The sequence below is a fragment of the Magnetofaba australis IT-1 genome, from assembly GCF_002109495.1.
Taxonomy (GTDB): domain Bacteria; phylum Pseudomonadota; class Magnetococcia; order Magnetococcales; family Magnetococcaceae; genus Magnetofaba; species Magnetofaba australis.
This window is the reverse complement of record NZ_LVJN01000011.1, coordinates 1-14,936: the sequence shown is the minus strand read 5'-3', so window position 1 is coordinate 14,936 and position 14,936 is coordinate 1. Positions and strand designations below refer to the sequence as shown.

Below are 14,936 nucleotides of genomic sequence, written 5' to 3'. Positions count from 1 at the left end.
TTGCCGGGAGATACGCCCAACTGATGTGTCAGGGTCCGCATAAATTGGGCGTTTAGACGAAGCCGCGCGATGCAAGTCGCGCGGCTTCTGTTATATTTCGTCATAAATAAACAAAGTTCAATGCAAAAGAATATTTATCAGGGAAGCTTATATATAAATCTGATAGAGTCATCGCCCGTAACTCCGCCGGGTGTTTGTTCGACTATTTTGTCGGACGGCGCGTCCTTTCATCGGCGAGCATTCATTGTCCCATCCAATATTGCTCCCTTCGTCTTTGTTAAGGTTTTGCGTCCAGCTCGATTCATCCTGATTTGTTTATGGAAAGGCCAGATCATGAACATGCATTGGCTGCGGATGTTCTCCATTCGCGCACGCCTGTCGTTCCTCATCGCCGTGGCGCTGGTTTCCATTGGCGTCGTTGGCGTCGTCTCCATCCTTTCCCAACGCACTATGCTGCTTGATGACCGCGAAGCCATCGTCAAAGGGCAGGTTGAGAGCGTGCACAGTCAGTTTGAAGAGCTGCACGCCCGCGCCGAAAGGGGTGAATTCAGCATGGAGGAGGCGCGTAATAGCGCCCACGCCGTGATCAACGCCATTCGTTACAATGACGGCAACTACCTGTGGGTCAATGATTTCGACGCCAACATGGTCACCCATCCCATCAAACCGGAATTGAATGGGAAGGATTTGAGCGGCGCCAAGGATCCCAACGGCGTTCCTCTGTTTATTGAGTTCGCCAAGCAGGCCAAAGTCGAACCGGGGTTTGTGCGCTATCAGTGGCCCAAGCCAGGCCATAAAAAGCCGGTGGATAAGATCTCGTTCGTCAAAGGGTTTGCGCCGTGGGGCTGGGTGATTGGCAGCGGCGTCTATCTGGATGATGTGGACGCCTATCTGGAATCGGCCATGTGGTCGTTCCTGGGGGCGATGATCGGGGTGGCGGCGTTTATGTTGGCGGTCGCCTGGGCGCTGAGTCGCAGCATTATCTATCCGTTGGAGATGCTGATCGGCATCGCCAACGCCATTGCTCGTGGCGATCTGACTGTGCGTCTGCCACAGTGCCGCAATGAATTGGGACGACTGGCGGGCGCTTTTTCCGAGATGATTCAATCACTGCGCGACATGTTTACCCAACTGGCCGACAACGCCGGACGGTTGGATGACAATGCTGCGCAACTGCAACAGGCCGCGACGGGGTTGGCCGCCAGCAGTGAGCAGATGACCGCGCAGACGCGGCAGATTGATCAAAGCGCCGAGCAGGTCTCAGAAGAGTTGAGCCAGAGCGTGGAGCGCGCCAGCGACGTGGCCAAGCGCCTGGATGTGGTGAGTTTGGCTGCGCAGGAGGCCAATCAGAATATCTCCCAGGTATCCGCCGCCGCCGAACAGGCCAGCGCCAATCTGAACGCTGTGGCCAGCGCTTCGGAGCAGGCCGCCACTGGCATGACCCATGTGCGCGAAGCCGCCACCCGCAGCGGCGCGCGTCTGCTGGAGGCGGGCCGCGCGGTGAAAGAGATGGGCGGCGCGTTTATCCAGATTCGTCAGCAATGTGAATCCGCCTCCGGGCGCGCCAATCAAGCCAGTGAAGAGACGGTGCGCAGCAGTCAGGTGGTGTCGGATCTGGCCGCTGCGGCGCAGCAGATCGGTCAGGTGGTGTCGATGATCAACAGCATCGCCGACCAGACCAATATGCTTGCCCTCAACGCCGCCATTGAGGCGGCGGGGGCAGGCGAAGCGGGCAAAGGTTTCGCCGTGGTGGCCAACGAGGTGAAGGATCTGGCGCGCCAAACCTCGGAAGCGACCAGTATGATCGCCACCCAGATTCAAGAGATTCAGCACAAGAGTCAGGGCGTGCGCACGCAGATGGAGCAGGTGACCGAGGCCATCGGCGAGTTGAGCCAGAGCAACCGGGAGATTCTGGACGCCATTGAGGGGCAGAGCGATAGTCTCAACCAACTCAATGCGACCATGACGGCGGTTTCGGAGGAGTCGCAGGAGGTGGTGCGACGCGCCACCGAGGCGGCCAGCGGCATCGAAGAGGTGAACCGTAACGTCAGCGAGATCTCCACCGGTATCAGCGAGGTGACGCGCAATGTGGCGCAAGCGGCCAAGGGGGTCAACGCCATGGCCAGCGACGCAGGCGAGGTGTCCCGCGCCAACCGCGCCACCACAGAGGATGTGTCGCGATCAGCGCAGAGTGTGGAAGGGGTGGCCGACAGCGTTGGCGAGTTGACCGACGCCGCCGAGCAGGTTAACGGCATCGGCCATACTCTGACGGACAAGGCGGCAGCGATGAACCAGATTGCCGCCACCCTCAAGCAGCAGATTGCGCGTTTTCAGCTTTAACAACAGAATAAATCAAAAGCAAAACTGCACAGAACGAGCAATGTTTGCGTGAGGTAAGTTAGGCTTGCGCTGACTATTTGCCGCCGACTGGTCGGCGGCGGGGCCTGGGGGCTGCGCCCCCAGCGGGGTTTGGGGCTGCGCCCCACGATTTGGCAGGATTGCCAAATCGGACTCGCGTTGCGAGCCCGAAGGGTGAGGGCCAAGGATGGCCCGAATCACGGTTTGGTCGTTGGGAGTTCGAGGGCAAAGCCCTCGACATCTTTCATCGCCAAAATCGCTCATGTTCAATTTTGAATTTGATTGAGTATAGATAGGCCGCCCGAGCTTGCGCGCGGGCGGCCAAAAAGAGAGCAATCCAAAGGCGTATCGCGTTACAGCGATGCGCCTTTTTGTTTCAGCAGCGCCGCCAGTTTGGGAATGTCGTTGGCGCCCAGAGCCTCTTCCACCGCCAATTTGACCCCCAGCGCGCTCTCCACGCTCATCACCAGAGTGAGATGTTGCAGCGAGTCCCAAGTCAGCGCCGCGCCGTTATCCAGAGCGTTCGCCACACTGTCGACGGGACAGCCGAGGGCGGTGGAAACGGCGTTAAAAAAGGCGTCGCGTTGGGCGCTCATGGTTGGGGCTCCTGCATGGGGTGAATGTGATCCGGGGCGGCCAGGTTCGACTCGCTCAGAGCCAGGCGCCAGAGCTGCGTATTGTCCGCCTGGGTTTCGTGCAATGTAAAGCCGTGGCGTGGATAAAACTCCGCCGCCGGGGCGTTTTTGGGGGTAGGGATGAACAGTCCCTCCAGCTGCGCCGCGCCACGGGCGTCGGCCCAGGCGGCGGCTTCCGCCAGCAGCGCGGTCTCCAGGCCGCGACCCAACACCCGGCAGCTCATCAGGAAGGTGTCGATGCGCACCCGGTCGCGGGCGTGGTGATGGGCGATGCACAACGCGGTTAGACCGTTATCGCCGAACTTGTCCGCCGCGCGCAGAATCAACAGCGCGTAGTCGGGGCTCTCCAGCATGCCGCGCAGGGCGGTTTCCGGGTGGCGGCGGGTGGTGAGGTTGAACTGATTGGTCTTATGGATCAACTCCAGCGCGCGGGGGAAGCTCACCTCATCCACGGCGGTGATGGCCGCCTGCACGTGCAGCCGCTGAAGATATTCATCCATGGAGACCGCTTGCGCCTGCAACTCCTTGCGCTGCGCCTGGGCTTGGTACATCGCGCCGCGTTGGCGGTCCTCACGGGTGAAGGTGAGCTTGTCGAACGCGCCGCAGCGCATCAGCGCATCGACATATTGCGAAGGGTCAGCGGGGGCCTCAATGGTGAGAACCTGCGGCAGCGCGGCGCGCATCTGCGCCCGCTCGGCGGGATTGTCATCAAAGAAGACCAGCGCATCCACGCCGATATTCAGCTCCTGGGCGATGGCGGCGAGATTTTGCGGTTTGGGCTCCCAGTTGATGCGCAGCGCGGCAATGTGTTCGCGGCGGATGAGCATATCCGGGTGGGTATCGATGGCGGCTTCGGCGTCTTCGGGATTGTTCTTACTGGCCACCGCCAGGATCACGCCGCGGTCATACAGGGAGAGAATCGCCTTGTGGAACTCCTGGAACGCCAATCCCGCGCCGCTCTGGCCCAGTTTGATCCCCGCCAACCCATCTTCGCCGATGACGCCGCCCCACAGGGTGTTGTCCAGATCCAGCACCAGACACTTCTTGCTCACCCCGCGCGCGGCGCGCAGTAGGGTGGCGGTGTGACGGGCGAGAAGGGGCATTAATTCGCTTGAGAGCGGCGCGCGCGCCAGTTGCCACATCTGGGCGTTGCGCGCATTGGCGTAGCCCACCATAGAGCAGGCGCGCTCCAGGTCCACAATGTACACATCAGGAATTTGTCGCGCGGCGTCGGCCAGCAGCCAGTTAAGGCGGGTGATGGCGGCGTCCTGGCCATCGGGTCGCATCGCCTCCAGCACCCCCAGCATGGGGTGGGCCGGGCGCGGGAAGTTGGTCAGCAGAATGGGCGCGGCGCTGCGTTGGCGGAAGCTCTGAATCGCGCCCATGAGTTCGGAGATGGCGGCGTCGGCGTGCTGCTCAACCTGCTCCTGGGTCAGGCGTAGATAGCGTTCGCACAGGGGCTGGCAGACCGTCTCCAGCTGCAGCGAAAGAAACAGCGCATCGCAGTTGGCGAGAGCCTCGGCCTCATCGGCGCTGGGGGCGATGAGGGTTTGATGCACGGCGTTGAACGGCCCCACATGCCAGGAGCCGGCAAACCCTTCCCGGGCCAGCTCCACCGCCAGATAGGGCAGCCACGGCTGCACGGTGATATCGGCCAGGAAGCCGATTTTGACCGGCGCCAGGTCGCTGCGCCCGGCCAGGGTGCGGGCGGCCTGCTGGTAGCGCATGGGCGAGGGGTCGGCGTCCAGCTCGCGCCACAGGGCGACGAGCTCTTCATCAGATGTGGAGGAAATGGCGTTCATGGCCCACTGTGTTGAAAAGTCCGAATCCGACAGAGGTGCGGACAGAAGCGCGAAACTGGACAGGTGGAAAATCGCGACATTTCCTGGCGCGAAGATTTGTTGATACGCAAATCGCAAGCGATTTGCTGGGCGGGGTCTGGGTTCCGCGACCCCAGCGGGTCGAGGAGGGCGCCCCACGGTTTGGCTTTTGATCTTCAGGGGAGTTTGAGGGCACAGCCCTCAACATCTTAAAACATCCACATCAGTATATCCTGAGCAAAAGCCCGCACAGAATAAAGCTTTCCCACCCGTCAAGCCACCCATTCCGTATACAGATTGTCGAACGTGGGCAGGGGATCGACATCACTCTTGGCCAATTTGACGATGGGATCGTCGGCGACGCGGGACAGCAGCGGGGCGATGGTGGGGTAGAGGCGCGTTTCGATCAGGCTGTAGGCGGCGCGATCACGCAGCAGAAAGTGACGCTTGAGGCGATTGAGATAGCGCAGGAACAGCGCCGGGTCGCTGACGTAGTGAATCACCAGACAGGGCAGGCGCACGTCGAAACGTCCGGTGCGGGTGTACATCACATGGCACAGATTATCGCGACGGCCCACCCCCACATGGCGGCAGTTGAGATAGGAGTCCTTGCCGCGATGGGCGTTGAAGATCTCTAGCGCTTGATCGGAGAGGCCACGGGCGATGGCGTCGGGGTCGGTGGTCAGATAGCCCCATCCGGGCAAGCCGATGTGGGGGATGATGCGCACCTGCGGATCCAGCCGGGTGAAGCCAAGCCAGGTGAACACCTTTTCGGCGGTCTCGTTGGCCGAGGTGTTGAGAAACGCGTAGCCGGGCTGGGCGATGATCGCCTGCAGCAGCCCTAAGCTCTGCGGGCGATAGGCGTCATCCACCACCCAGGTGGTGACGTTGCAGATGCGGCGCTCCTGGCCGTTGATGATGCGGCGGGCGTAGAGGGCGCCGAACAGGCCGACGATGCGCCCCGCTTCCGTTTGCAGCATGAAGCCGTTGTTGGGCTTTTCCGGGTCCCAGTGGTGACGAAACGCGGCGATGCAGGCGGCGTTGCCCAGCTGCGGCAACTGCTTGGCGCGGATGTAGTCGCAGGCGTCGGAGAGATCGAAGTCGGTGATGGGCTTGATCTGCGCCGGGGGCGGCGCCGGAGTTGGAGTCACGGTTGGCGTCGGCTCGGCAGTCTGGTTCATAAGGCGTGTCCCAAGGCGGCCAGCATGGCGTCCATGCCTGGTTCCGTGACCGGGGTGAATGTCTGCACAAGATTCTCCCGCGCCTGCTGCAACTCGGTCTCAAACTGCGTTTGCGGCATCTGCTCAAAGTGGGCGATGGCGGCCTGCAAGCTGGCGGCGTCGCCTGCGGCGCGATGCAGATAGGGGGCCTGGAACAGTGGATCATTCTCCAGGGTTTCGTTGATGCGCAGATGGATCACCGGCAGCCCCAGCGCCACCGCGTTCATCACCGCGGTGGAGCCGACGTAAAGGGCGGCGTCGGCTTGCAGAATCGCTTGATTGAGATCCTTGGGCTCGCTGGCGCCGAAGGGGCCGTCCGCAGTGAGCGCGACGCCAGACTTCTGCGCCAACTGTTCGGTGGGCAGGTCGACGGGGTGGCCGCGCAGTAAAATGCGCACGCTGGGGATTTCGCGGGCGATGGCGTCCAGCAGCCGAACGGCATCGATGCTGTGGGCCAAGCCATCCATCAGGGCGATGAGTGTGCGAATTTTTCTCGGCGGGGCGGCGCGTTGGGGCGTGATGCCCGACAGATCCGGCCCACGCAGCGCACAGCCGGCGCGAGCCCAGGCGCGATCATGGGCGCCGAGGGTCAGGAAGGTGCGCCGCGCTTCTGGTCCGGTGCAGAACATCACCCCCGGCGCCGGACGGTGGCGACGCTCCTCCTCGGCCACATAGTTCTTCAGGTGCGACGGCAGCACCGCGCAGTGCAGGAAGCCCAGGCTGGGGCGTTTCTGCTGCGCGCAGAGCCGGTTCCACGCCTTCTCCCACGGATTGTTCTCATACAGCATCACCACCCCGGCCAGAGGGTTCCAACGCAACGCGCGGCGGGCGGCGGCTTCGGTCATATAGCAGAACTGCTTGTGCACCACCGCCTCACGGCGTAGATCCCAGCGCGTCAGGGCGCGCAGATCCACCCCAGCCAGACCGGGCGGCATTTGAGGAATGCGAATGCGGGTGAAAAAGGCCCGCGCGGCGGAAGTCAGCAGATCCCACGGGGTGAGAAAATCGCCCACCGAGGCCACGGTGATGTCGCCCACGCGACGGGCGGCGGCGGTGGAGCCGTCGGCGTCGTGAATGATGCCGCCGATCACCAGCGTCTTCAGGCCGCGCTGCTGGGCGTGATGAGGCAGGGGGCCCAGATAGGCGTCGCTGTAGCGGCCCGCTTCGGCGCTGCGATTGAGCGGTCCGGCGTGGAGTAGGGTGAGCGACAGCAGGTCATGGTCGCGCAGCGCCTCAGAGGGCAGCGGCGCACGGCGCGCGGCGCGGAGAATCGCCCAGTGGCGCAGCAGCTCCAGGATGCAATGGAGCAGGGGTTTAAAGCGCAAAATCAGCGCCTGACGCAACCAGTGCAGGCGAGCGCGGGGGGCGATCTTCACCCGCCAGCCGTGGCGGCGGGCGATGGCGGCGATCATGCGGGCGTCGAAGGGGTCGCTCACCGCGCTGGCCAACTGGGTTGCGCCGCCCGGGGTGGCCAGCAGGGCGTCCCAGCGGGCGGCGAGGGTGAGTTTGTCCAGAATCAGCGAGCGAAAGCGATCCCGCGAAGCCATCCAGGTATAGAACCAAGCGGGGTTGTGCGGATTGGCGGCGGTCAGGTCAGCCGACAGCTTGAGGGTGGCCTCCCGCGCCATGTGCGCGCGCTCGGCGTCCAGCCGCGGCAGCGGCAGCTCCTGGCCCGACGGCGCCTCGCCGGGGTAGGCGGGCGGACGCACGATCAGCACATCCGCAGGCGCCTGAGTGGGGTGGGCGCGCAGCCACAGCGTGCGGGGAGTCTCCAGCAACGCCCTTAGTTCTCCAGCACCTGACCCAAGGCCATGTACTTGTCAAAGCGTTGCTGCGCCAGCCCTTCGGGGGAGTATTGATCCAGGTCGCTCAAGCCGCCGAGAATCTGCCGCTTGAGATAGATGGCGGCGGCCTTGGGATCGCGGTGGGCGCCGCCGGTGGGCTCGGCGATGATGCCGTCGATGACGCCCAGCTCGCGGATCTCATCGGCGGTCAGGCGCATCGCCTCGGCGGCGCGCGGCGCTTCGGCGGCGTCTTTCCACAGGATCGAAGCGCAGCCTTCGGGGGAGATTACCGAGTAGATGGCGTACTGCATCATGTAGACGCGGTTGCCCATGCCGATGGCCAGCGCGCCGCCGGAGCCGCCTTCGCCGATCACCACGCAGATCATGGGTACGGTCAATTGCGCCATCTCCTTGAGATTGCGCGCAATGGCTTCGGCCTGGCCGCGCTGCTCGGCGCCCTTGCCGGGGTAGGCGCCCTGGGTGTCGATGAGGCAGATGATGGGCAGACGGAACTTCTCGGCCATTTTCATCAGGCGCAGCGCCTTGCGGTAGCCTTCCGGTCGCGGCATGCCGAAGTTACGCTCCACCTTCTCCTTGGTGCCGCGCCCCTTCTCCTGGCCGATGACCATGACGTCGCGGCCATCGATGCGGGCCAGACCGCCGATGATGGCTTTGTCGTCGGCAAAGGCGCGATCGCCATGCAGCTCGCGGAAGTCGTCGAACACCATCTCCAGGTAGTCGCTGGTGTAGGGGCGATCCGGATGGCGGGAGAGCAGGGTCTTCTGCCAGGGGGAGAGCTTGGCGAAGATATCCTCGGTCAGACCGCGCGCCTTCTCCTCCAGCAGGGTGATCTCCTGGGCGATGTTCAGATCGGCGTTGGCCGAGGAGAGATGGCGCAGCTCATCCACCTTGGCCATCAATTCGCCAATGGGACGCTCAAATTCCAAAAAGTTGCGGGAGGCCATAAGCCGCAAGCTCCTCGCTGAAGGCGGACGCAAGGTCGCCGAATGGTTTGTTCTGGTGACCGACTAAAATAGCGCGCCTGGGCCCGGCTGTGAAGGGAAGATGGCGTCTAATGCGCATTTCACGGCGGGCTTTTCGACACGGCCCGCCGCGAAAGCGCCAATTTTTCCCACCTGGCGGTTACTTCTTGCTCTTGAGGGCGTTCTGTAGCGCTTGTCCAGCCATGCCGCCGCCCATGGCGCCCATCTGACCGCCCATCTGCTTATCCATACCCAGGGCGCCGCTGGCCGCCGAACCGGCGATGGAGCCCGCCTGAGAACCCACTTGGGCGCCGGAGATGGACACGCCGCCGGTGGTGACCGCCTGACCCGCCGCGCCGCCCAGCACCTGGCCGGTCTGGCGTCCGGCGTTGGAGCCGCCGGTGACATAAGCGCCCGCCGCGCCGCCAGCGGCCGCGCCCATCTGCTGACCCATGCCGCCAGACGCGGCCTGGGTGGCGCTGTTGACCGCCGAAGTCGCCGTGGCCGTGGTTTTGGCGGCGGCTTTGGCGGTGGGAGCAGCCTGGGTCCCTTGCAATAGCTGTTGCGCCGTTCCGGCGGCGGAGAGGGCGTCGCTCAGACCACTGGCGGCGGCGGGGGCGGCGCACAGCAGCAACAGGCTGGTGGCGGCGATGGCGGAAGCGGAAATAGCGCGCATGGGGATACCCTTTAGGCAAAAATAGTCGTGCGGCGCAGCCTTGTGCTGCGTCGGGCGCGATGGCGTCAATCCCCCTTATGCGCGCATTTCTCTATTGGCGCAAGGAGCTGACCGAGCGAAAACGCGCCGAGTCTGGCCCAAACTGCCGAATCAGCGCGTCCAGCAGGGCGTCGGAGGGCTGTACGCGGAAGTTGGGCCCCAGCGCCAGCCCCACCTTGGCGGATTCGCTGCGCACCCACAGCGCCACCTGACACCCGGCGTTGGATTGGTGCTCGGTAAGCAGCGCCTCCAGATCCGCCATGGTTTTCTCGCTCAGGGCGGTGGCGGGGGTCTCCAGACGCAACTCCTGACACTTCTGGCTGCGGAAGGTCTCCAGCGCGCGCACCCGTTCGGTGGTGATTTTGGGCTCTTCGCCATCGGTCTCCATGGCGCCGATGATCACCACCGGGTCGTCGGACTCCAAGATTTCGCGGCTGCTGTTGTAGGTGTCGGGGAACACCACCCCCTCCACCTGGCCATACATATCCTCCAGAGTGAAGAACATCATGCGGTCGCCCTTGCGGGTGCGGTGCAGTTTGCGCTCGGCCAGCACGCCACAGATCGCCACCGGGATGCGACCCTCCTCATCGCGTGGCTGCTGATAGGCGTTCTCGTGCTTCTCCTTCAGCGTGGCGATGTTGTCCAGGCCGTAGTCGGTCAACTCCTCCTCGTAGCGTTTGAGGGGGTGGCTGGAGATGTAGAAGCCCAGCGCCGCCTTCTCTTGATTCAGACGCTCCTCTTCCGACCACTCCGGCGCTTCGGGCGGACGCCACGCGGCGCCGAAGGCGTCGTCGTCGTCGCCATCCTCCTCGACGTCGTCGAACAGGTTCATCACGCCGTGCTTCTGATCCTCCTGGTGGCGCGCGCCCATGCTCATGGCTTCCGGCAAGCCCAGCATCAGGGCGTGGCGATTGCCCTCGCACAGGGCGTCGCAGGCCCCGGCCTTGATCAGGTTCTCCAGCATGCGTTTGTTCAGGCCGCCCGCTTCGGCGCGGCGACACAGATCCAGCAGGCTCTCAAACGGGCCGCCCTCACTGCGCGCCTTGACCACCGACTCCATGGCCGCCTCGCCCACGTTCTTGATCGCCGCCAGACCGTAGCGCACGCCCAGCGCGCCGTCGTCGGTCTCCTCCACGGCGAAATCCACCTGCGAGTGGTTGACGTCTGGCGGCAGCACCGGGATGCCCAGATCGCGACATTCGCGAATGAAGTTCATCACCTTGTCGGTGTTCTGCATGTCCGCCGTGAGGGTGGCGGTCATGAACGCCTCTTTATGGTGGGCCTTGAGCCAGGCGGTCTGGTAGGAGACCAGCGCGTAGGCCGCCGAGTGCGACTTGTTGAAGCCATAACCGGCGAACTTCTCCATCAGGTCGAAGATGTACTCGGCTTTGCCGGTATTGATCTCCAGCGTCTTGGCCCCCTCCATGAAGATCTCGCGCTGACGCGCCATCTCTTCGGGCTTCTTTTTGCCCATGGCGCGGCGCAGCAGGTCCGCGCCGCCCAGAGTGTACCCGGCCAGGACCTGGGCGATCTTCATCACCTGCTCCTGGTAGAGGATCACGCCGTAGGTCTCTTTGAGAATGGGCTCCAGTTGGGGCAGGGGGTACTCCACCTGGGTGCGGCCATGCTTGCGATTGATGAAATCATCCACCATGCCCGAGCCCAGCGGGCCGGGGCGGTAGAGCGCCACCAGCGCGACGATGTCCTCAAAGGTGTCCGGCGCGAGCTTCTTGAGGATGTCGCGCATGCCGGAGGATTCCAACTGGAACACCCCGCGCGTCTTGCCGTCCTGCAGCAGCTTGTAGGCGGCGCGGTCGTCGATATCGATGTGGGCGATGTCGATGGGCTCTTCGCCGTGGACGGCGCTGCGGCCATTGATGATCTTGATGGCGTTGTCGATCACCGTCAGGGTCTTCAGGCCGAGGAAGTCGAATTTGACCAGTCCGGCCTTCTCCACGTCGGACATGTTGAACTGCGTCACCGGCATGGGCGAGCGCGGATCGCGATACAGCGGCACGGTGTCGGTGAGCGGTCCGTTGGAGATCACCACCCCGGCGGCGTGGGTGCCGCACGAGCGCGGCGAGCCCTCCAGCGCCAGCGCCATCTCCATCAGTTGACGCACCTCCGGCTCGTCGTCCATCAGATAGCGCAGGCGCTCCTCCTGGGCGATGGCCTCGGAGAGCTTGATGCCCAGCACGTTGGGGATCAGCTTGGCGATCTTGTCCACGCGGCCATAGGGCATCTCCATCACCCGCCCCATATCGCGCACCACCGCCTTGGCCTGCATGGTGCCGAAGGTGATGATCTGCGCCACGCGATCGGCGCCGTACTTCTCCTGTACGTAGTGGATCACCTCTTCGCGGCGATCCATGCAGAAGTCGACGTCGAAGTCGGGCATGCTCACCCGCTCGGGGTTCAAAAAGCGTTCGAACAGCAGGGTGTAGCGGATGGGGTCCAGGTCGGTGATCTCCAGCGCCCACGCCACCAACGAACCGGCGCCGGAGCCGCGTCCCGGTCCCACCGGGATATCCTGGCGCTTGGCCCACTTGATGAAGTCCGACACGATGAGGAAGTAGCCGGGAAAGCCCATCTGCACGATGATGCCCAGCTCATAGTCCAACCGCTCCCAGTAGCGTTTTGCCACCTCGGCGCGCTGCTCTTCTTCAATGTGCTCCAGGGCGCGATTGTCCAGCCGTTTCTGCAAGCCGACTTTGCACTCGTGGGTGAGCCAGGAGACCAGATCCTCCCCTTCCGGGAGTTCGAAGTCCGGCAGCATGGGCTTGCCCAGTTGCAATTGCAGATTGCAGCGTTGGGCGGCCAGCAGGGTGTTGTGGATCGCTTCGGGGACGTCGGCGAATTTCTGCGCCATCTCCTCGGGGCTGGCGAAGTGGTGGCCTTTGCTTATGCGCTGCCTTTTCTCCGCATACAGCGTGCTGGTATCGCCGACGCAGAACAGGGCGTCCTGGGCCGGTTGATCGTCGGGGTCCATGTAGTGGACCTCGTTGCTGGCGATGAGCGGCAGATTCAGCTCATAAGCCAACTCCATGGCGGCCTGGTTGTAGGTTTCGTCGTCACGCTCGCCACAGCGTTGCAGCTCGATATGGAAATTGGGCGCTTCGCCATCGCGGCCAAACAGCGTCGCCAACTGGTCGGCCAGGGCGCGCGCCTCCTCCAACTTGCCCGCCAGCAGCAGACGCCCCACGCCGCCCTTCTTGCCGCCGGACAGGCAGAGCAAACCGGCGGCGTTTTCACGCAGTTGCGCCATGTCGATGCGCGGTTTGCCGTGGCTCCCCTCCAGGTGGCCCAGGGAGATCAATCGCATCAGGCTGCGCCAGCCAATCAGATCGCGGCACAGCAGCACCAGTTGGTCGCGGGTCTCCTGATCGGGGCGGGTATTCTTGTCGCTATGGTCCGGCACCAGATAGAGCTGTGCGCCCAGGATCGGTTTGAGTCCCGCTTTCAGGCAGTCGCTGTAGAAGGGGATGGCGGCGAACAGGTTGCCATGGTCGGTGAGCGCCAGTGCGGGCATGCGCTGCTCCTTGGCGCGGGCGATGAGCGCTTTGGGGCGGGTGGTGGCGTCCAGCAGCGAGTAGCCGGTGTGGACATGCAGGTGTACGAATCCAGCATGGGCCATGATGAGCGGTTTCCGTTGCAGCAAGGTGGCGACGAGCGAAAAAAAATCCGCCCAAATGGCGGCTGGCGATAGTATAGAACATGACGCGCGCGGCGCCATCCCCATCAACGCGCTTTGGCAAACCCTAGGCGGAATGCGGGTTGCAGCGGTGTGACGAGAAGAAAAAATTGACGTGGCCAAAAAAAGTTTGTGTCTGACCAAAGCGCGGTGTATAGTGTCGATCCGTTTCGGATGAAGCGGAAAAATTTGGGGCGTTAGCTCAGTTGGTAGAGCAAGTGACTTTTAATCACTGGGTCGTAGGTTCGACTCCTACACGCCTCACCATTTAGATACAAAGAACCCCGCATACTCCAAGATGCGGGGTTTTTTGTTGCCTGAAATACGCTAACAATTTCAATGCTTAGCGTCTCAATGAAAAATTCAGAAATTCTCTCCCAGCCCCCCTCAGCAGCTAAATTTTCTCTGATCTCCGCCATTTTCTCCGCGTCACTGGACTTTGACGCCGAGGTCCAGTGTCACTGGACTTCCACTGGACGTTGTGTGATTTCAGTGTTTTACAGAAAATTCTTAATCTGTGGGTTTCCGTTAGCTGATTGGTTGGGCGTGTGGGGCAGGTTTCGGAAATGACTACTTCATATTTTGGCATAATTTTCATAAAATCAGATGTTTGATCTGATAATGCGTCGTCTTTATACGGTCTAGTTCGATGGCAAAGATTTATCTTATTGCTGTGAGATATTTTCACTCGACCGGGGAACCGGTGACAGGATCGATGCTAATGGGTTTGCATTTTTTCCGAAAATTATGATTGCATGAATCACAAACCCCATAATACACGCTTAAATTTTCTCCGGAAATAAGCTCAGGCAAGAGCTTTTTTTCCAGTGCGATCTCGGGTGGAACCCACTTGGAGCCGATTTTTATGGAAAGGCACAGACTGCACTGCTTATGCACTGCTGGAACATTTCCAGAGTTTGCCTGAATTCCAGTATGAAGATGGCGGTGGAGTTTTTTCTCCATTAGTAGCCGGTGACTCATGAAGAGATCATCCTCATCCACAATGAGACTCATGATCATGATTCGAATAACGTCAGGTGAATCACATCGATATGTTTGAAGCGTTTGCCCCCTGCCTCGTCTTGCCGATCGGATGAGTAAATCAATGTAAGATTTAGTGGATTCACCCTGGATGAAGTCGAGAAGTGGCTTCCCAATCACATTTTCGCTGAACAGCTTTTCTGTTCCATTGTTTGCTTCAGCAAAGCGACACCAGTCGTCATTGACCTCTCGAATGATATTGTGGTGTTTCGGTTCAGTTGGAAAATGACAAACAAGCCGTTTATAATGTGTAGATAATAAGCGGAGGTTTGTATGGAACGGAAGAAGCGGAGATTTACGGCTGAGCAGAAGGTAGGCTATGTGCGCCGTCACCTGGTCGAGAAGGTGGTTCTCTCGGATCTGTGTGACGAGGCGGGCATTCAGCCCAGCCAGTACTATCGCTGGCAAAAGGCTTTGTTTGAGAACGGCGAAGCGGCCTTGTCTGACAAACGCGGCCAAAAGGCTTGTGACCGACAGATTGCCGAACTAGAAGCGAAGTTGGCAACCAAAAATGAAGTTATGTCCGAGCTTCTTGAGGCGCATGTTGCGCTAAAAAAAAGTCTTGGGGTGAGCTGAACGGCTGCTGGGTGGAGCCGGACATACGGGATTCGGTGGTGGATTTCGTGGCGTTTTGGTCAGACAAGAGCGAAATCGACACGAGCCGAATTATCAACTGGATAGGCGTGCAA

Annotated in this window: 10 protein-coding genes and 1 tRNA gene; 3 read left to right on the top strand and 8 right to left on the bottom strand. The window is 61.7% G+C overall.

Annotated elements, in window-relative coordinates:
- Window positions 1-333 precede the first annotated feature (333 nt).
- Window positions 334-2,340: a cache domain-containing protein gene (locus MAIT1_RS00865; RefSeq protein ID WP_158089239.1), complete on the top strand. Its 2,007-nt coding sequence runs from the start codon at window positions 334-336 to the stop codon at window positions 2,338-2,340.
- Between the two features lie 371 nt (window positions 2,341-2,711).
- Here MAIT1_RS00865 and MAIT1_RS00860 read toward each other — a convergent pair whose 3' ends face one another.
- From MAIT1_RS00860 to dnaE, 7 genes are all read right to left on the bottom strand, one after another.
- Window positions 2,712-2,954 carry an acyl carrier protein gene (locus tag MAIT1_RS00860; RefSeq protein ID WP_085440131.1) on the bottom strand — a complete coding sequence of 81 codons (243 nt, stop codon included), beginning with the start codon at window positions 2,952-2,954 and terminating at the stop codon, window positions 2,712-2,714.
- Window positions 2,951-4,795, bottom strand: coding sequence for an HAD-IIIC family phosphatase (locus tag MAIT1_RS00855; RefSeq protein WP_085440130.1), 1,845 nt, complete (start codon window positions 4,793-4,795; stop codon window positions 2,951-2,953). Before MAIT1_RS00855 ends, MAIT1_RS00860 begins: the two co-directional genes overlap by 4 nt.
- Before the next feature lie 290 nt (window positions 4,796-5,085).
- Window positions 5,086-5,994: a hypothetical protein gene (locus tag MAIT1_RS00850; protein ID WP_085440129.1), complete on the bottom strand. Its 909-nt coding sequence runs from the start codon at window positions 5,992-5,994 to the stop codon at window positions 5,086-5,088.
- On the bottom strand, window positions 5,991-7,811 hold the full coding sequence (locus tag MAIT1_RS00845; RefSeq protein WP_085440128.1) for a hypothetical protein: 1,821 nt from the start codon (window positions 7,809-7,811) through the stop codon (window positions 5,991-5,993). Before MAIT1_RS00845 ends, MAIT1_RS00850 begins: the two co-directional genes overlap by 4 nt.
- Before the next feature lie 5 nt (window positions 7,812-7,816).
- Complete coding sequence (gene accA / locus MAIT1_RS00840; protein WP_085440127.1) at window positions 7,817-8,782, bottom strand: acetyl-CoA carboxylase carboxyl transferase subunit alpha; 966 nt, start codon at window positions 8,780-8,782, stop codon at window positions 7,817-7,819.
- A gap of 178 nt (window positions 8,783-8,960) precedes the next feature.
- Window positions 8,961-9,476, bottom strand: a complete 516-nt coding sequence (locus MAIT1_RS00835) for a hypothetical protein (RefSeq protein ID WP_085440126.1) — start codon at window positions 9,474-9,476, stop codon at window positions 8,961-8,963.
- A gap of 91 nt (window positions 9,477-9,567) precedes the next feature.
- The gene (gene dnaE / locus MAIT1_RS00830) at window positions 9,568-13,149 is read right to left on the bottom strand and encodes a DNA polymerase III subunit alpha (RefSeq protein WP_085440158.1); all 3,582 of its coding nucleotides are present in this window, start codon (window positions 13,147-13,149) and stop codon (window positions 9,568-9,570) included.
- Between the two features lie 248 nt (window positions 13,150-13,397).
- On the opposite strand from dnaE, the gene MAIT1_RS00825 reads away from it, so the two are divergent.
- Window positions 13,398-13,473: transfer RNA gene (locus MAIT1_RS00825), tRNA-Lys, on the top strand.
- A gap of 417 nt (window positions 13,474-13,890) precedes the next feature.
- On the opposite strand, the gene MAIT1_RS21405 is transcribed toward MAIT1_RS00825, so the two are convergent.
- Window positions 13,891-14,208 carry a hypothetical protein gene (locus tag MAIT1_RS21405; protein WP_143814591.1) on the bottom strand — a complete coding sequence of 106 codons (318 nt, stop codon included), beginning with the start codon at window positions 14,206-14,208 and terminating at the stop codon, window positions 13,891-13,893.
- A gap of 312 nt (window positions 14,209-14,520) precedes the next feature.
- Here MAIT1_RS21405 and MAIT1_RS00820 point away from each other — a divergent pair, with 312 nt between their 5' ends.
- Entirely contained in the window at window positions 14,521-14,823 is a 303-nt protein-coding gene (locus MAIT1_RS00820) for a transposase (RefSeq protein ID WP_085440078.1), read from the top strand.
- Window positions 14,824-14,936: the final 113 nt, after the last annotated feature.

Excerpts from the sequence above, each read along its gene's own strand:
- MAIT1_RS00865 (WP_158089239.1), top strand. The coding sequence starts at position 334 with ATGAACATGCATTGGCTGCGGATGTTCTCCATTCGCGCACGCCTGTCG.
- MAIT1_RS00860 (WP_085440131.1), bottom strand. The coding sequence starts at position 2,954 with ATGAGCGCCCAACGCGACGCCTTTTTTAACGCCGTTTCCACCGCCCTC.
- MAIT1_RS00855 (WP_085440130.1), bottom strand. The coding sequence starts at position 4,795 with ATGAACGCCATTTCCTCCACATCTGATGAAGAGCTCGTCGCCCTGTGG.
- MAIT1_RS00850 (WP_085440129.1), bottom strand. The coding sequence starts at position 5,994 with ATGAACCAGACTGCCGAGCCGACGCCAACCGTGACTCCAACTCCGGCG.
- accA (WP_085440127.1), bottom strand. The coding sequence starts at position 8,782 with ATGGCCTCCCGCAACTTTTTGGAATTTGAGCGTCCCATTGGCGAATTG.
- MAIT1_RS00835 (WP_085440126.1), bottom strand. The coding sequence starts at position 9,476 with ATGCGCGCTATTTCCGCTTCCGCCATCGCCGCCACCAGCCTGTTGCTG.
- dnaE (WP_085440158.1), bottom strand. The coding sequence starts at position 13,149 with ATGGCCCATGCTGGATTCGTACACCTGCATGTCCACACCGGCTACTCG.
- MAIT1_RS00820 (WP_085440078.1), top strand. The coding sequence starts at position 14,521 with ATGGAACGGAAGAAGCGGAGATTTACGGCTGAGCAGAAGGTAGGCTAT.